The following is an 18,625-nucleotide window of genomic DNA, read 5'->3' as shown; positions in this document are numbered from 1 at the left end:
TTTCTGTTACTATAATACTTAATGACTTATATATGGACGCAAAGTATTGCGTCTATACAAATTAGATAACTACGCCAATTCCGTAGCACCCAAGGCTACCACTACAGACGAAGTAGCTTTTACTTCGTAAGCTTCAGAGCCTACATTGATTGTAATATCTCCGCCCTCGAGGTTTTCGATTGTTACATGATCAGATGTAGTGATAATATTGAGAATATTGTTTCTAAATCTGATTTTGAAAGCAAATGATTTCCAATTTTCTGGTACAAATGGGTTCAAGTAGACTTGACCATTTCTCACACGCATGCCGCCAAATCCTTTGATTACAGACATCCATGTTCCAGCCATTGAAGTAATGTGCAATCCGTCTTCAGTATCATTGTTGTAATCATCCAAATCTAGACGAGCCGAGCGCTGGTAGAATTCGTAACTACGTGGCTTATCACCTAATTTGGCTGCAATGATAGAGTGAACACATGGGCTCAATGAAGACTCATGAACCGTCATTGGCTCATAGAAATCATAGTTACGACGAATTGTATCAATATCGAAATCGTCTTCAAAGAAATAGATTCCTTGTAAAACATCAGCTTGCTTGATGAAACAAGAACGAAGGATTCTATCCCAAGACCATTTTTGGTTGATAGGACGTTCAGTAGAAGGTAGATCTTTTACTTGAATCAATTCTTTATCTAAGAATCCATCTTGTTGTAAATAAACACCCAATTCTTTATCCTCCGCCAAATACATATTGTCGATGATATGCTGGAATTTACCAAATTCAGCTTCTTCATTCAAACTCAATAAAGCAACCAATTCTGCATAACGAGCACTATCGGTAGACTTGATATATTCTGCGGCTTCTTTGGCGTATTTCAAACACCAAACTGCTATATAACTTGTGTACCAGTTGTTGTTTACGTTGTTTTCGTACTCATTTGGTCCAGTAACGCCCAACATTACATATTGCTTTTTAGCAATTGACCAGTTAACACGTTGAGCCCAGAAACGAGCAATACCTAATAATACTTCAAAGCCATATTCAGCTAAGTAAGCTTTATCGTCAGTATAGTTGATGTAATCATAAATCGCATAGGCAATGGCTCCATTACGGTGAATTTCTTCAAACGTGATTTCCCACTCGTTATGGCACTCTTCTCCATTCATGGTAACCATTGGGTATAAAGCAGCTCCATCTTTGAAACCTAATTTACCTGCATTTTCGATGGCACGACCTAATTGTTTCCAACGATATACCAACAAATTACGAGCGACCTGTGCATCGGCTGTAGCCATGTAGAATGGAATACAATACGCCTCAGTATCCCAATAAGTTGAGCCACCGTATTTTTCACCAGTAAATCCTTTTGGACCGATATTCAAACGAGCATCCTCGCCAGAGTAAGTTTGGTTGAGCTGGAAAATGTTAAAACGAATTCCTTGTTGAGCAGCTACGTCACCTTCAATTACGATGTCGTTCATGTGCCATTTTGAAATCCATTTTTCTGCTTGCTCAGCCAGCATGGTATCGTATCCTTTGGCTGCAACTTTAGCCAAATACGCTTTTGCTGCTGGAAGAAGCTCTTCTACAGCATAATTTTCTGAAGAAAGATTACAAGCATATTTAATCAACGTAGTTTCTTGACCCGAAATAACGTCTAAGCTTACTTGGCTTGCAACGTATTTTTCTGCTTTGATGGGGAAACTTTGAAAATCAACCGATTTTCCGTCTTGAAGAATTTCAAACTTCTGACCAGTTACCACGTGGAAACCCGTCTTTTTAGTACGAAGCTCAATATAACCTTCCGCAAAAGCAGTTTCGCGATGAATTTCATCCCAGAACTTTTCGTCGTAGTTGGCATCCTTATTCTTGATATCACCATCAATAAACGGTGTCAGAGTAAGTTTACCGTCAAAATTCAATGGCGTAATCGAGTAGCTAATAGCACCCGATTCGTCGTCCACGATTGAGTTAAATCTTTTTGTATATACCTTGATTTGTTTTCCACTAGCCAAAGTTGCGATAAATGAGCGCTCCAAATATCCTTCTCTCATGTTAAGGACACGGCGGAAGTCTGCTACCTCACAACGATTCAAATCTAACTCTTCTCCATCGATTTCAACTTTGATACCAATCCAGTTGGCGGCATTCAATACTTTTGCGAAATATTCAGGATAACCATTCTTCCACCAACCCACACGGGTTTTGTCAGGATAGTAAACACCAGCTACGTAATTACCTTGAAGCGTCTTTCCTGTAAAGGTTTCTTCAAAGTTACCACGCTGGCCCATACGTCCATTTCCTAGGGAGCAAACTGACTCAGTGATTTCGTTGTATTCACGGTGAAACCCTTCTTCAATTATGCACCATTCGTCATGTTTTAAGTAGTTTTTCATTGTATTATAATGGATGGTTAATGGCAATGTATCTAACTATTTCCAATACTTCAATACTTTAGTATATCTTTTTCACGCAAGTTCTTGGAAATGTACAATTCCTTAAGTTGATTATTTTATTAGCCTGCTAAATTACTTCAATTCATGAAGATTGTCCTTGCTGTGCTAGGGTGTTTTTTTATACACAAAAAGTAAAAGAACTGTTTACCAAATACTTAGTTCCTTTCAAAATTAATTATGATAATTTAGAATAGTAAAATTAAAGCAATACAATAAACTAGTTCTTGATGCATTTCGTCGAAAATTGTATTTTAACATTTAGAAAAAAGCAGACCAAATAAAAATGCATTACTACATTTGTATTTGGTCAAAATGTAGTAATGCAAATGACACTTTTAATTAATATCTAATTGTTGAAGATTTCGTAATATAATTCCTCTAAATATTTAGTATCGAACTTCATTCCAGTCTTGTTGTCTTGAATTGTCATATTTAGAGAATCTAACACTCGTTTACGACCCTCTTCTCCTCTTTCCAGTATAATTTGTTCGATAAAGAACTTTAGAATTCTTTTTTCTTTTACCGTTTTTCCAACTATCGTAAATTTCTCACCCGTTTGAAGATTACGAACAGGTTGAAAACAGTTATCAACTAATCTTGTATTAGGCCATCCCAGAGCAACAAACTCTTCAGGAATATCTTTTCTTAGTTTACTTCTCGCTTTTAATGCACGAGCATTATAATAGGCGTTTACCTCATGATACAACTTAAGCACAAGAGCTTTATTATCAAAGAAAGAATCAACACTTTGGTTCATATTCATTTTAGTAGTGTTTTGCTATATGATTGACTAATTGAATCTGTTCAGAGGATACAAAACTATCTAATTTCGATTAAGATGTGCTAATTTCTCAACCGAAAAATCTTCGAAAGTAGCAATAACAATATCTGCTTCTGTCAAAATATCTGCCGAACCTACACCAACGGCTTTCATGCCACCTGCTTTAGCAGCTTGAACACCCGCTACAGCATCTTCAAAAACCACACATTCAGACGGTTGTGCACCTGTTGCCTCTGCTCCCATCAAAAATACTTGTGGGTCTGGCTTGCCTTTAGTGATATTATTACCATCGATGATAGCATCGAAATAGTCAAGCATTTGAATTCTTTCTAAAATCAACTTTGAATTTTTACTTGCCGAACCCAAAGCGATTTTGATACCATTGGCACGGAGAGACTTCAAAAACTCAGGTACACCAGGCAAAACCTCGTTAGGTGTCATTTGCATTACTAAATCCAAATACCATTGATTTTTCTTGGTCGCCCATGCTACTTTTTCCTCCTCGGTAAGTGTAACACCACCCCAATTCAAGATCAATTCTAGGGATTCCATACGGCTGATACCTTTCAACTGCTCATTTTGGTGTTCTGTAAAATCAAAACCCAATTCATTGGCTAATCGTCTCCAAGCTTGAAAATGGTAAACTGCTGTATCTACGATTACGCCATCTAGGTCAAAAAGGCACGCTTTTACTGTTGTCATTGTTTGAAAGTTTGGTTAATGGAAAAAAGAGAGGTTGGGAAAAATAACATTCCCAACCTTTTCTAAAGATTTATTATCACAAAGTTACAAGTAGTATCGATTAGAAAGACACTGAGGCATGGAGAATATTTCAGCGGTCGGGTATTTAATGGTGAATTTTATTACCCAATCACTTTCACTCTTTCATTCTCTTCATTTCCTTAAAACTACTTTTTCAACTCAATTACTTGAATTGACATGGCTGGAACCTTGATTTTTTGCAAAGAAGAAATGGTATTTCCTGAGACAACTTCTTTACCAGAGGTAAAGCCTCCCATAATTTCAGCAAAACGGTCAGTCGAGAGTTCTTTATCATCTTTATTCTGACTCATAACAATCATAACCGTTTGTTGTGCATCGTACCTGAAATATACATACATGCCATCTTGTGGTAAAAACTGCATTAATTTCCCAGTAGTTAATGCCGAGGAGTTTTTACGGAAATTAGCTAACGTTTTTACAAAATTAAACGCTTCATTTTCTCTCTCATTTCGTCCATTAGCTGTGAATTTACTCACTGCATCTTCAGCCCAACCGCCTGGGAAATCTTGACGAACTTCTGCATCAGAAGGATTTTTAAAGTTTTTCATTAATACTTCCGTTCCGTAATACAAATGTGGAGTTCCGCGGGTAGTTAACAAGAAACCTAAACCTAATTTGTATTTGTTCAAATCTTCACCAATAACTGAGAAATAGCGGTCTTGGTCATGGTTATCGACAAAAGTCATGTTTAAATCAGGATTTTGATATAGGGCATCCATTGATAAAACCTGATAAATACGATTGAAGCCTTTTCCCCAATCAAAATTTTGATTCAAGGCATCATTGATAGCCGTTTGCAATACAAAATCATTTGGTGAAGGCAAATTACTTTTGAAAGGCAAATTGATATTGTTTCTCACATGATACGCCTGACTGTAGATATTTTGTACCGCATTTTCACCTGTGATAAACATATCTGGATATTCCTCAAAAAGAGCAGCATTACAACGATTCATAAAAGGCAAATCATTATACTGATACGTATCTACTCTCCAACCATCAATACCAAAATATTCGACCGTCCAAAGTGCATGTTGAATCAAGTAATTAGCCACAAAAGCGTTATTTTGGTTTAGGTCTGGCAAGAATGGTACAAACCAGCCACTTTGCTGAACCTTGAAGTCTGATTTGTTTCCATGTAAAACATCTACGACTGGTTCGTCACGATATGAAGTATTGGTATAAGTGTCCCATTGATTCAACCAATCTTTTGATGGCATATCCTTCAAAATCCAGTGGTTGATACCCACGTGGTTGTACACTGCATCTTGAATCACTTTCAAGCCTTTTTTGTGTGCTTCAGTGACCATTTCCAAATAAGCTGCATTGCCTCCCAAACGACGGTCAACATTATATTGGTCGGTAAAACCATAGCCGTGATAAGCAGAACGCATTGCACCACCCTCGTTGGTTTGAGGCTGGTCATTTTCAATTACGGGATTCAACCAAAGAGTCGTAGCGCCTAACTCTTTGAAATAATCAAGATGTTGGGTAACTCCCTTTAAGTCACCACCATGACGAGCAAAAGGATTTTTACGATCCGAAACCTTATCGGCCATATCCTCAAACTTATCATTACTTGGGTCGCCATTGGCAAAACGGTCGGGCAATATCAAATAAATAAAGTCTTTAGAATTGACAGTTTGAGGCTTTTTATCACGAACACGCAATTCAAAAGGCTGTGTAATTTTTACGACTTGGTCTATAGCCTTCTTCTTACCTTTCTGTACCTGAATGGTCTTAGTCACTTCTACGTTGAACGTACCCTCTTTAGTTTCAGGGGCAATTGTCAAATCAAGAAATAAATAATTTGGATTCTCTACAGTATTTACTTTTTGAAGCGTAACGCCAGGGTAATTGATTTTGACGTCGGCGCCTTTCAAGTTTTTACCATATACCAATAATTGCAAAGATGGGTTTTTCATGCCCACCCACCAGTTTGTAGGGTTTACACGTTGGATACTTGGTGTTTGAGCGATACCCAAAAAAGTACTTCCCAAAAGCACCAAGGATAGAATTGTTTTTTTCATGTTTATAAAGAGATGGTTAATGGAAAAATGAGTCATTAAGCTATTGGCAATGAGCAGCAAGGCAGAAAATGTAAATACAATTAAACATTTCTAAAATACAAAAAAAATTACTCAAGATACCTTATGACAACTTTAAAAGTTTGCAATTTTTCAAATAAAATGAAGAAAATCCTAATAATAAAATCTTAAATTCGAGCAAAATTATCACAAAGCTATTAGCTACTTAAATGAATTGAATCTGTGCTAAACTGTGCTAATAGCCAAATATTATTCTAAAAATGCTTAAAAAACACTTCATTTTCCTAACAATATTGGGATGCATATTTCTGAATTGGGCATCCTTCTCGCAAACTAAAAAACGTCCGAAAACTCAAGTTTTGGTCAACAAGAATAATTCTAGTAAATTAAAGAATAAAGATAAATCCCTGACAAAAACTAAATCAAGCGAGAAAACGAAAATTATGACCCAGAAAAACGACAAGTTAGTAATTCTACAGATGATGTTCCACTTGTGGGGCAATACCAATTCAACCAACAAAATGAATGGTTCGGCTGCCGAAAATGGTGTGACTAAATTCAAAGACATCAACGATAAAGCGTTGAAAGAATTGAAAAAATTTGGCTACTCACATCTGTACATGACTGGTCTTATTGAGCATGCTACGATGGAAGATTTAACGGCGTTGGGTATTCCAAAAGACCATCCAGATGTAGTAAAAGGCCGTTGTGGTTCACCATTTGCTATCAAGGATTATTATGATGTAAACCCATTTTTTGCCACAGATCCTAGCAAAAGAATGGAAGAATTTGAGGCGATGGTAGCTCGTGTTCACAAAAATGGACTAAAGGTAGTAATGGACTTTGTACCCAACCATGTGGCACGTGTGTATCACTCAGACATGAAGCCTGCGGGTGTACGTGACTTTGGTCAAGATGATGACGTAAGTAAAGGCTTTGACCCACATAATAACTTTTACTATCTCCCTCATACTCAGTTCCAAATCCCTGATGGAGTAAACTCTCCTGTCAAACCAGAAGGTCCGTATATTGAGTCGCCTGCAAAAGCCTCGGGTAACGATGTATTTTCGTCAAAACCAACAATTGATGACTGGTTTGAAACGGTAAAATTGAATTATGGTGTAGATATTCTCAACGGACGTAGTCGTCATTTTGATCCAGTTCCATCTACTTGGATTAAGATGGTTGAAATCTTGAAATATTGGTCTGCGAAAGGTGTTGATGGTTTTAGATGTGATATGGCCGAAATGGTACCTGTAGAGTTTTGGCAGTATGCAACTTCAGCCATTAAAAAAGAATATCCAGAAATGGTATTCATTGCAGAAATCTACAACCCTCGTGAATACCACAACTATATCAAGGTTGGAGGATTTGACTATTTGTATGACAAAGTTGGTTTGTATGATGGACTAAGAAGATTAGTTGAGCAAAAACATGAAGCAACCGTAGAAGATATCACTCGCGTTTGGCAACATGAATCAGGGGATATTTCTGAACACATGTTACGTTTCTTGGAAAATCACGATGAGCAACGTGTCAATACACCAGCATTTGCCAAAGGAAATCCATTCGCAGCAGTGCCTGCCATGGTCGTTACAGCCACGCTTCACACAGGACCAGTGATGATTTACTTTGGTCAAGAACTGGGCGAAAAAGCTGATGGCAAAGAAGGCTTCAATCAAGCGGATGACCGTACCACAATGTTTGATTTCTGGGGAGTTCCTTCCCATCAGGCATGGATGAATGGAGGTAAATTTGATGGCGCAGGCTTAACCGAGGAACAAAAGAATTTACAAGCATTCTATAAAGGCTTATTGAAATTTGTCAATGGTTCTGAAGCAGTACAAAAAGGCGCATTCTTCGACCTTCAATATATTCAAAATCATGAGTATGATCGTCGTAAGGTATATTCATACTTACGTTATAGCGAAAATCAGAAGCTAGTAGTAGTTTGTAACTTTGACCATTATCAAGAAAAAAATATCAGTCTTCATATTCCTGATGGTGCATGGTCAGTCATGGGACTTGACCCTCAAGGAAATTATACCTTAAAAGGGGTGTATGAAGCAAAAGGTTCACAAAAAATTAATGCCAAAGAAAATATCTCTATCAAAGTAGCGCCAAACTCAGCGGTAATTTATGAGATTTCTTCTAAAAAATAGTACATTTGAAAGTGTAGAGTTTTGTGTTTGAACAAGACTTTACACTTTCACCCAATAATCCATTAACCATAAACATGAAAAAAATTAATAAACCCTTCTTGAGTCTGGCGCAGATTATCAATATGAGCGTTGGTTTCTTGGGTATCCAATTTGGCTTTGCACTTCAAAATGGTAACGCCTCACGTATTCTTCAAACTTATGGCGCCGATGTAGAACACCTTTCTTGGTTTTGGTTGGCAGCACCACTTACAGGAATGATTGTCCAGCCAATTATTGGACACTATTCCGATACCACTTGGGGACGATTTGGTCGTCGAAAACCTTATTTTTTGGCGGGAGCTATTTTAGCGGCAGTTGCTTTAGCATTTATGCCAAATGCTTCGTTTTTGGCAGGTGTACTTCCAGCAGTAGTTTTGGGAGCAGGCTTTTTGATGTTTATGGATGCCTCTTTCAATATTGCTATGGAGCCGTTTAGAGCCTTGGTAGCCGATAACTTGCCAGATGAACAAAATACAACAGGCTTTTCGGTACAAACTACTTTAATTGGTATTGGTGCAATTGCTGGTGGTTTTCTTCCTACAATTCTTAATAAATTTTTCAACGTATCGAATGAATCCATCAATGGAAATGTACAAGACAACGTTCTTTACTCTTTCTATGTTGGTTCGGTTATTATTCTTACTGCTATTCTTTGGACCGTTTTTACCACGAAAGAATATTCACCAGCAGAAAGAAAATCATTTGGTTTTGAAGATGAATCACACGATCAAGCTAGTTTAAAGGATATTTTCAAGGATTTTGCCCAAATGCCAACAACCATGAAACAGTTGGGGTTGGTACAGTTTTTCTCTTGGATTGCCCTATTCTCTATGTGGGTATATGCAACACCAGCTATCGCGCATCAGGTATATGGCTTGCCATTGGACGACCATAGTTCGAAAGCCTATAACGATGCTGGAGACTGGGTGAGCTCATTATTTGGCATCTACAATGGTGTCTCAGCTGTGTATGCTTTGGCTTTGCCAAAAATTGCTTCGTTGTTCGGTAAAAAAACTACACATGCCTTTTCTTTGGTTTGCGGTGGTTTAGGACTAATCTCCATTTTCTTTATCACAAATCCAGATTATTTGATTTTGAGTATGGTGGGTATCGGGTTTGCTTGGGCAAGTATCTTGGCAATGCCTTACGCAATTTTAGCCAACAGTATTCCTATCCACAAAATGGGCGTATATATGGGTATTTTCAACTTCTTTATCACTTTCCCTCAAATTGTAAATGGTATTTTTGGAGGTTTAGTAGTAAAACATATCTACGATTCTAATTCGGTATATGCGCTATTGCTTGCAGGTGTATTTATGATTTTAGGAGCAATATCTGTTATGTTTGTGAAAGAAAAACAATCATAAAATTTGGAATAGTTTATAGGCATTACAGGTTTTAGTTTAAGCTGTTAGTATTTAGATTTTTAGCGCTATGTCTCTCTATTTTTAATTCGACAATAGCACAATTAATCAGGATAAGTTTCAAATAAGAAGTTTTAATATTGCGTTAAAGAAATAAAAGCGCAACCATTTTATTACTACTACCGTGTCATTATTAAGAAAAGCATATCAAAATAAAAGGTTTAAGGCGATTGCCTTAAACCTTTTATTTTGTGGGATTAGTTGGGCAGGAATTGCTCAAGAATCAGACAAAAGTATTTTTGAAGCTACCATTCAAAAAAAGTATAATTCAGAACAAGGTCAAAGGGTGATTGAAATTGCACAATCATTTTTAGGAAAACCTTATGTAGCAAACACATTAGAAAGCAAAAAAGAAAATTTAGTCGTCAATCTTCGAGAGTTTGACTGTTCTACTTTGGTTGAATCCGTATTAGCTATTTCGCTGTGCAAAAACAATTCATTTGAGGAGTTCAAGCATAACCTCGAAACGCTTCGCTATCGTTTTGGTCATGTAAATGGATATGGCTCACGACTACACTACTTTACAGATTGGTTGAAGGAAAACGAACGAAAAGGGCTTATTAAGGACCAAACACAGATATGTGCTGGAAAACCGTACAAGAAAAGCGTGTCGTTCATGACCTCGCACCTACCGCTTTATCCTCAATTGGAAGATTATCGCGCACTTGAGGCAGTGAAAATGGCAGAAATAGAATTGATACGTAAAAGTTTCTTCTATATCCCTAAAGCCGAGGTTGCAAAAAGAGAATCGTGTATTCAAAATGGTGATATTATTGCTATCACAACCTCAAAAAGTGGCTTGGATATTTCGCATCAGGGATTTGCGATTGTGGTCAATGGACGAGTGCATCTATTGCACGCTTCACAAGATTTGAAAGAGGTCATTATTTCACCAGAGCCACTAGCAGAATACTTGGCAAAGCACGCTAGTCAAACAGGCATTATGATTTCGAGGTTGGTCAAGAAATAATGTAAAAACCTCAATCAGGTAAGTGAAAGATAAAAGCATCTATCATATTATCTGATTGAGGTTTTGATATTGACAAAATTTGACTGAATATGCTTCAAATCGTTTCTATTTTGTCTGGCTCAACTATTAGAGCACTGTACCTGAAAATGGATATCCGTATCCAAGGTTTTCCAAAATTTCTTCTGGAGTAGCTTCACTCTCTTTGATTTTAATCGAAATATCTGGACTTACTGACAACACTGGTATTCTCGAGTGATTCACCACTTGCTGAGAATAACTACCTGCCAAGTATTTTGCAAACGATGTTGTGGTAGAAGTTGTCATTACAATCAAGTTTACACCCTCGGTATTTGACATTTCTAACACTTTTCCTGCCAGATTTTCCCCTTCATAATTTGACAACTTAAACTGTTTGTTTTGACTAGTCAAAAACTGCGTAAATTGTCCCACAAATTCCTCCACTTTTGCCTTGTCATCTGCCTTTTCGTGGTCATTCAATCCTACGAGTAACCATTCAGGATTATCAGAAGGTGACAATAACGCCTCTGTGATAGGATATTTATCCAAAGCACCCAATACTGAACGAATCGGGAATAATACTTTGTGGATTCCTTCCCAGTGATAATGCGTTGGAATAGTCAAAACTGGGCATTTCGCACGTTTTACCACACTGTAAGCATTGGTACCTAGTAGGTCATCCAAGCTTGTTTCAGTACCATGACTTCCCATCACCAACAAATCTGCCTCAATCTCCTCTGCTGTTTGTACAATTAAAGGAGTTACCTCACCGTGCTTCACTACGCTTTCTACCTCCCAATATCCTTTACTTTTGAAACGATCATATAGTTTTTCTAAACGATGTTCATGTTCTTTATCAATACTATCTGATGTAATATCAAAAATTAAACTACCATCTTGAGCAAACATCAAAATTCCTGGCTCAATAATATGAAGAAGGTAAAGTTTAGCCTTGTGTTGTTCTGCAATATGGATTGCAGCTTTTAAAGCATTTTCTGAGGTTAGGCTGAAATCAATAGGTACTAAGATTTTTTCGATTCGCATACGTTCCATAGCACATAAGGGATTTAATTCAAATACTAATTACAAAATACTAACGAAATGAAATTACAAAAAATACAATCTGGAATAATTAAAGTTCAATTAAAAAAAAATTAGAAGATTTTAAGAAAAAAAACGCCCTCCTGTAGCTTTACAGGAGGGCGCTAAAAAATCTATAAACGTTAAGAAAATCTATCTTCTTCTTTTTCTTTTTGATTTAGATACAATTTTTTTGCTGGCAGCCGATTTGTATTGAGACTCCAATTCAGAAATACGAGCTTTGGTAGCTTCTACTTGCTCTTTGTTTGACTTATCCAAAACCTCATAACTTGCTGAAAGTTGGTTGTAGTCAGTCAACAAACGATTGTAACGTTCAGACAAGCTTTCCATGGTTTCTTTACCATCTTCTTGGCATTTCACGTAATCTTCTGTTTTCTTTTTGAACTGACTTTCGAGACTAAAGCGAAAACTACTAAGTTCTACGTTTTCTTCTCTTTCCTTCTTCAAAGTGTTTTCTAATTGAGCGGCTTGTTGTTGCAAAGCAACTAATTGTTTCGATTCGGTACAAGATGTTAGTGTCAAAGCAATCGCACCGATTGAAAGATATTTTATAGAATTATTCATAATCACTTAGAGTTATGCGTTTAATACTGGATTATAGTTGAATATAGGGAATACGTTCAATTCGAATCCCTAACCTTAGCAAACCAAATAAATAAAGTAAGGTTCTACAAATTTACAATAATGTATTGTGATTACCTTAATTTGCCAATTTTTTGGTACTGAATCCGAAAAAACATCAAAATTTAAAAAATATTCGTGTTAAAAGTGCTACTCTTTCAAAGAATTAACATTTTGTTATCATTTTTTTCGCTTAAATGCCCTTTTTTCTTCTTAATGTGTAAATGAATAGAGCCCCAAATACACGGCCGCACCAGCTATATACCCTAACAAAGCTATGAAGGATATTTTCTTGAAATACCACATAAAATCTATTTTCTCCATACCCATCACTGCCACACCAGCCGCTGAACCAATAATCAACATACTACCGCCCGTTCCTGCGCAATAGGCCATAAACTCCCATAATTTGGAATCCGTTGGAAATGCCTGAAGATCGTACATACCCATAGAGGCTGCTACCAAAGGGACGTTATCTATAACAGCAGAGGCAATACCGATAATGAATACAATCAAGTCTTGATTACCCAGAGTTTGATTCATCAACTCGGCAAAATGATGCAATTGCTCAGTACTTTCTAAAGCTGCAATTGCTACCAAAATACCTAAAAAGAACAATATACTAGGCGTATCTATTTTGCGTAAGGCATGTACTGCTGAGTACTTGGATTTTGTTTCTTCATCTTTGTCTTTATGAATAAGTTCTGACACCAACCAAACAGCCCCTAAGCCCATCAACATACCCATATAGGGCGGTAAATGTGTTACTGTTTTGAATATTGGAACAAACAATAATGCTCCCAAACCAACTGCAAACATCAAATTTCTCTCTGCATTAGGCAAAGCCATCGTATTTTCAAGTTTAGCAGAAAAGACGTTGCCTTTGGGTTTTAGGGTAAAATGTAAATAAAACAATGGTACAATCAATGAGACCATACTTGGAATTAATAACTGCGAAATCACGCCCATGGCCGAAACTTGCTTCCCGATCCAAAGCATCGTTGTTGTGACATCACCCAGTGGCGACCATGCACCACCAGCATTAGCGGCAATCACTACTAAGCCTACCATGATTTTTCGGGTTTCGCTCGATACCAAAATTTTTCTTAATAATGAAACCATCACGATGGCAGTTGTCAAATTGTCCAAAACTGCCGACATAAAAAATGTTAGAATTGCGACAAGCCACATCAAGGTCTTTATATCTTGTGTTTTGATTTTTTGGGTAATAATCGCAAACCCATCATGAGCATCTACGAGTTCAACGATGGTCATGGCTCCTAACAGGAAAAAAACAATTTCGGCAATATCGCCGAGGTGATGCGACAATTGTTCTGAAACGATATGAACATCAGTAGCATTGAGCGCATATACTGCCCAGCACAAAACACCTGTAAGCAAGGCTGTGGCAGTTTTGTTGATATGGATATTGTGTTCGAGTGTGATTGCTAGATAGCCAATCACAAAAATGAGAATCATCAATGTGGTCATTATGCAATAGTTTAGTTAAATGAATATTGTAGGATATTAATGAGAGGCTGCTTCTTGTGAATCTTGTTCGGAAGCATTGAGTTGCTTCTGAAGTTGATTTTTCTGGATAATAATAGAGTCATTCAATATTTTATAATGCGCTAATTGTTGAGAGCATGAATTACTTGATATACACAAGAAAATATTGACAATAACCGATAAAAGCAAAAACGCACTCAACACAATTACACGAAAAGGTGTTCTTTGTGGTGCAGCTTTCTTCATTTTAGTAGTAAGTTTGAGTTGCATACAATTCTATTTTTGAATAATTATGTTTTACAAAACAACTCAACAAGCTTCAACAACTCATGAAGAATTCCTTAGAATTTCATTAAATCATTGAAAATAAACCATTTTAAACAAAAATGGCGTAAGCTATTTCACTTACGCCATTTTCTATGACTTAATCCACCCTATTCCAAACGGTTTGTGGGTATTGATAATAAAAGTTTTCTTTCTAAAAAATTTCCTATAATTAGAGAATGTACCTTCAAATTCCAATGTTTCTGGCATCATTTGAGGGTGTTGCCCCACTTGCAAAACCTCCTCTAAGGCAATATCATTAATTGACAGATATGGTATTGAAAGTTTATCTCCTAAGGCTATTGCTTCGTTGGGTGTTTTTGAGAAAATAGCGCCTGAATGTGCCTGTGTGATACCGTTCACCCATTCGCAAATTTCTTCTGTATCTTGATAAGACATCACTGGCAAAATAGGAGCAAGCGTTTCTTCATTCAGAATTTTCATGCTTGGCTTTACGTTGGTAATAATAGTGGGACGACAATAATAACCACCCTCCCATTTTTCGCATTGTCCAATTCCTGTCAATAATTTAGCACCATTTTCTAAAGCTTCCCAGAGTTGTCCGTTAATGATATTGATTTGCGGTTCGGCAATAATAGGTCCAATTTGTCCAGACTCAGTGGTTGGATATGCCAACCGAATGAGGTTAGCTTTTCCGACTAATCTTGACAAAAACAAATGATAGACGTTTCGGTGAACGTACACTCTTTCAATAGAAGACGATGATTGTCCTGCATTCCAAAAACCACCCAGCAAAATTGCAGAAGAAGCATTTTCTAAATCTGCTGTTTCGGTAATAATAACGGTATTTTTTAAGCCATGCTGAATAGAAGAAGGCTTGAACAATTTATGAGCAATATCTGAAACTTGCCTTGCTTCGGTGGCAGTACCGTTATAACATACAAAATCAGCATTGGAACACATCGGCTCCAAAATATCGTCTGTGCCTTCTACAATGGAAAGTACTTCTCTGAGCCCTCGTGTACGATGAATCGTATGATTGAGGGTTCTAACAAACCTTGGTGTGACACAGCTTGGCTTCGCAATTACTGCACTACCTGCCAGCAAAGCAGGTATTATTTCCTTCATCAAGTGCGCAAACGGAAAGCACCAGCCGCTAATAACTCCCACTAAAGGAAAGGGCTCATAGTGATTCTGGAGCTTTAGCACAGGAATAGAAGTAGATAAACTTTCGGGCTCGCGTAAAATCTTCTTGGCAATTTCACACCAACTATCAATGGCACGAAGCACATAATTGAGCTCTTTCTCCGATTCAGTCTTTCTGCCAGTATCATCTATTAAGGATTCCAGTAAATCCGTAGAATAGTCTTCAATTAATGTATGCCATTGTTGAAGTACCCTTACTCGCTGTTCGATTCCTTTGGCCAACCAACCAGGTTGCGATGCCCTTAATGAAATCGTTCTAGAACGCACACCGTTTGCATCTACAGGTTGAATCGAAAAATCAAATTTGCCAGTTCTGGGGTTTCTTATTTCCATAAAATTTCTACGCTAAAAATTGGGCCTCTGTACAACACTAAGTACTTGTTATATCTCAGTCTTCTGACAAAATTAACTATTTAGATTTTTTCTCTAGGGAAAATAACCTATGTATTTAAACTTTCTTTTTTTCTCGAAAAAGCAACCAAAACTATTGCAACGATACAAAGCGTCAACATTACCTCAAATGAGGTATTGTAAGAACCTGTTGAAGCACGAAGCTGCCCGATTGCTCGAATCCCTATGCTACCTGCCAAGGTATCAATCATGGTAAACACCCCTAAAATCAAGCCATAAGATTTGCCTGCATAATGTTCTGCTATCAATAGTTGAATCATGGTAAAAGCCCCTGAATAGCCTATTCCGAGCACAATAGCTGAGATTGTCAACATATCGACATGGGTCAGACAGGTTTTTAGTAGCAATACACCAAGCCCTAACACAACGATAGACCCTAGCATAGCGTCTTTTTTTCGAATTTTATCACTGATATACCCAAACACAATTTTTCCGATAATACTACAAAAGAAAAATGAGGAAGCAAAACTTGCTGTTTGTGAAGGTGTTAATTGCAAATCAGACAGAAATAAATCCTTATTGAACAAAATACCATTAATGCAAAACCATAAGGCTGCTGTAGCGATCAATAAGGTGTAAAATGTTGGTTGTCGAAGCGCTTGCGATAAGGTATAATCCTGAAGAAAACTGTTTCGAGGCATTACTTCCTGCTGAAACTCCTCTTCCGAAGGACGATTTTTTAGGAGAAATTGAGCCAACATGATTATGCCAACCACAGGAATTCCTACATACATTGCTGCCACACGCCACCCTCCAGATGCTAAAAAATACCCCGTAGGTTTGCTCAAGATCGTTGCCCCAAAACTAGAAGCATTCAAAAATAACCCTAATGCGATACCTCTGTGCTTGTCGAACCAACGACTAATCAAATACACACTTGGAATCACCCCACCTAAACTTAGCGCAACACCAAAGAATACATAATACCATTTTAATTGCTCAAATGAGCTAATCATTGCTAAAGAGACAAACAAAACAGCCATAATAACGGCTGCTACCCCAAGTATAACTCTTGGCGCAAATCTATCTAATAACCATCCACAAAAAGGTGAGCACAGCGCCAATACCAGATACATATTGCTAGGCGCTTGTGTAATAACTCCTTTGGTAAGGGATAGTTCCTGAGAAATACTAGGGTAAAATAGCGGTAATGTATAAATACCAAATCCATTAGAACCAATATACATTAAAGACAAACCCAGCAATACCCACCATCCACGATAGAATTTGTTCATTCCTGTAAAAACTTTCATTTGTTTCAAAATTAGTCTAGCACTTTAGCATAAAAAGTAGGCAAATCTTTACGTTTTGGCAACATTTTTGAATTATGGAAGCCTACAGAGCGTAAACCGTTTGAATCTTCGTTCGATGATGTCAATAAAATTGTTAAATTTTGAGAATTTGTATTTAACTTAATTTTTAAAGGCTCATAGTCCTCCATTTCAACTACTAATATTGTAGATGTATTTTCGGTACGAAGACTAAATTTACCTTTGATATCCGAAAGAGTAGCTCGTTCGGTACCACCTTTAATAGTGATGTTTACCCCTTGAATAGGTTGTTGGTTATCTCCGTCTAAAATACGACCTGTTAAGATTTTTTGCGCAAATCCAGAACTCGCAAGACAAAGGAATGAAAATAATAGTAGGAGATTTTTCATAAGGCTAAATATTTTGAAACTTATTGTAAAATTAACAGTCATTAAGGCGAAAGTAGCCAATTTAGATAGAATAATTCGAATCCATAGTATATATAACTTACTTTGTTGGATGAGCAAAAGCACTTTTTTTGCCCTCCCTCGCTCAACAAACGACTATTAATCAACTGTTTTACAAACAGTTGATTCTTTCAAATAAGCTCTACGCTATTTTAAGACAGAAATTAACATTTATGAGCAATTTTGATAAAACAAGCGTGAACTAAGTAACGATGGCAAACATTATAAAAGAATTTGATAAAAAAGAAGCTATTTTGAACGCAACCCTTGAGCTAATTTCTAAGCATGGTTTTCATAGCTCCCCTATGTCAGAAGTGGCCAAACAAGCCAATGTAGCCGCAGGGACCATTTACCACTATTTTAAGAGTAAAGATGAATTAATCTGCGCTCTGTATGTAAGTTTGAAAGAAAGAACGACTAATCAACTACTCAAAAACGATGATGCTTCTAAAAATTATAGGGATAGGATTCGGGCGTTTTATCTTCAGAACTTTCATTATTTCACTAAAAACCCCAAAGAATTTTATTTTCTGGAACAGTTTTCAAACTCTCCGTTTTTACAACAAATTCCAAAAACAGATTTAACTAAACTTGAACAGCCTATATACGATTTTTTACGAAAAGCGGTCTTCACACAAGCAGTTAGAGATATTCCTCCTAAAATCATGATTTCTTTCGTGATGGGAAGTGTTGGTTCTCTTATAAAATTGCAGCTTTCAGGAGAATTTCAGCTGACAAGCTCAGACCTTGAATTAGCCTTTTTTACGTGTTGGGACGGTATCAAAAAACAATAACCAAACATAGGACATCCCTAATTTAGTAATTGAGCGCATGAGTGATTATATTAAAAAGTAGAGATGCAATTATTGCGTCTCAAGATGAGTGAAATCTAGTATAATAGCATCAAAAAAGCGGTCGAAAAATATTTTTCGACCGCTTTTTTGATGAAAATTTGGCGAATAATCCGAGTCTTAAAATTCGGGATGATTCATGTTCTGTTATTAGCGCCGTTCTGGTTGTCCTTGCCTAAAATAGGTTGCCCTGAGTTTTAGCCAAGTTAAAGTAATCAAAATAGTAAAATAGTTTGATTTGG

Annotated in this window: 15 protein-coding genes; 4 read left to right on the top strand and 11 right to left on the bottom strand. The window is 37.0% G+C overall.

The window, feature by feature from the left end:
• Positions 1 to 69 precede the first annotated feature (69 nt).
• The 4 genes from GVN22_RS05515 to GVN22_RS05500 all read right to left on the bottom strand — a co-directional run bounded on the left by GVN22_RS05515 (position 70) and on the right by GVN22_RS05500 (position 6,051).
• Positions 70 to 2,397: a glycoside hydrolase family 65 protein gene (locus GVN22_RS05515; RefSeq protein ID WP_166550050.1), complete on the bottom strand. Its 2,328-nt coding sequence runs from the start codon at positions 2,395 to 2,397 to the stop codon at positions 70 to 72.
• Positions 2,398 to 2,803: 406 nt separating this feature from the next.
• Entirely contained in the window at positions 2,804 to 3,220 is a 417-nt protein-coding gene (locus GVN22_RS05510; RefSeq protein WP_166550049.1) for a hypothetical protein, read from the bottom strand.
• Positions 3,221 to 3,280: 60 nt separating this feature from the next.
• Positions 3,281 to 3,940, bottom strand: coding sequence for a beta-phosphoglucomutase (gene pgmB / locus GVN22_RS05505; RefSeq protein WP_166550048.1), 660 nt, complete (start codon positions 3,938 to 3,940; stop codon positions 3,281 to 3,283).
• Between the two features lie 206 nt (positions 3,941 to 4,146).
• Positions 4,147 to 6,051, bottom strand: a complete 1,905-nt coding sequence (locus tag GVN22_RS05500; protein ID WP_166550047.1) for a glycoside hydrolase family 13 protein — start codon at positions 6,049 to 6,051, stop codon at positions 4,147 to 4,149.
• A gap of 461 nt (positions 6,052 to 6,512) precedes the next feature.
• Between GVN22_RS05500 and GVN22_RS05495 the strand changes: the two genes are divergently transcribed.
• The 3 genes from GVN22_RS05495 to GVN22_RS05485 all read left to right on the top strand — a co-directional run bounded on the left by GVN22_RS05495 (position 6,513) and on the right by GVN22_RS05485 (position 10,664).
• Entirely contained in the window at positions 6,513 to 8,231 is a 1,719-nt protein-coding gene (locus tag GVN22_RS05495) for an alpha-amylase family glycosyl hydrolase (protein WP_166550046.1), read from the top strand.
• Between the two features lie 74 nt (positions 8,232 to 8,305).
• Positions 8,306 to 9,637 carry an MFS transporter gene (locus GVN22_RS05490; protein ID WP_166550045.1) on the top strand — a complete coding sequence of 444 codons (1,332 nt, stop codon included), beginning with the start codon at positions 8,306 to 8,308 and terminating at the stop codon, positions 9,635 to 9,637.
• Between the two features lie 181 nt (positions 9,638 to 9,818).
• Positions 9,819 to 10,664, top strand: a complete 846-nt coding sequence (locus GVN22_RS05485) for an N-acetylmuramoyl-L-alanine amidase-like domain-containing protein (protein WP_166550044.1) — start codon at positions 9,819 to 9,821, stop codon at positions 10,662 to 10,664.
• Between the two features lie 126 nt (positions 10,665 to 10,790).
• Here GVN22_RS05485 and GVN22_RS05480 read toward each other — a convergent pair whose 3' ends face one another.
• The 7 genes from GVN22_RS05480 to GVN22_RS05450 form a co-directional block, all read right to left on the bottom strand.
• The gene (locus GVN22_RS05480) at positions 10,791 to 11,735 is read right to left on the bottom strand and encodes a universal stress protein (RefSeq protein WP_166550043.1); all 945 of its coding nucleotides are present in this window, start codon (positions 11,733 to 11,735) and stop codon (positions 10,791 to 10,793) included.
• Positions 11,736 to 11,915: 180 nt separating this feature from the next.
• A complete protein-coding gene (locus tag GVN22_RS05475) occupies positions 11,916 to 12,347 on the bottom strand; it encodes a hypothetical protein (protein ID WP_166550042.1) in 432 nt (143 codons plus the stop codon).
• A gap of 270 nt (positions 12,348 to 12,617) precedes the next feature.
• Positions 12,618 to 13,895: a sodium:proton antiporter NhaD gene (gene nhaD, locus GVN22_RS05470; protein ID WP_166550041.1), complete on the bottom strand. Its 1,278-nt coding sequence runs from the start codon at positions 13,893 to 13,895 to the stop codon at positions 12,618 to 12,620.
• Positions 13,896 to 13,931: 36 nt separating this feature from the next.
• Positions 13,932 to 14,183, bottom strand: a complete 252-nt coding sequence (locus GVN22_RS05465) for a hypothetical protein (RefSeq protein WP_166550040.1) — start codon at positions 14,181 to 14,183, stop codon at positions 13,932 to 13,934.
• A gap of 147 nt (positions 14,184 to 14,330) precedes the next feature.
• Positions 14,331 to 15,737 carry an aldehyde dehydrogenase family protein gene (locus tag GVN22_RS05460; RefSeq protein ID WP_166550039.1) on the bottom strand — a complete coding sequence of 469 codons (1,407 nt, stop codon included), beginning with the start codon at positions 15,735 to 15,737 and terminating at the stop codon, positions 14,331 to 14,333.
• A gap of 107 nt (positions 15,738 to 15,844) precedes the next feature.
• Positions 15,845 to 17,068: a nitrate/nitrite transporter gene (locus tag GVN22_RS05455; RefSeq protein WP_166550038.1), complete on the bottom strand. Its 1,224-nt coding sequence runs from the start codon at positions 17,066 to 17,068 to the stop codon at positions 15,845 to 15,847.
• An 11-nt stretch (positions 17,069 to 17,079) separates the two neighbouring features.
• A complete protein-coding gene (locus GVN22_RS05450; protein ID WP_166550037.1) occupies positions 17,080 to 17,475 on the bottom strand; it encodes a carboxypeptidase-like regulatory domain-containing protein in 396 nt (131 codons plus the stop codon).
• Between the two features lie 269 nt (positions 17,476 to 17,744).
• Between GVN22_RS05450 and GVN22_RS05445 the strand changes: the two genes are divergently transcribed.
• Positions 17,745 to 18,326 carry a TetR/AcrR family transcriptional regulator gene (locus tag GVN22_RS05445; protein WP_166550036.1) on the top strand — a complete coding sequence of 194 codons (582 nt, stop codon included), beginning with the start codon at positions 17,745 to 17,747 and terminating at the stop codon, positions 18,324 to 18,326.
• The last annotated feature ends 299 nt before the right edge of the window (positions 18,327 to 18,625 follow it).

The sequence above is a fragment of the Cellulophaga sp. BC115SP genome (genome assembly GCF_009905545.1).
Classification (GTDB): domain Bacteria; phylum Bacteroidota; class Bacteroidia; order Cytophagales; family Spirosomataceae; genus Flectobacillus; species Flectobacillus rivi.
This window is presented reverse-complemented; position numbering and strand designations above follow the sequence as displayed.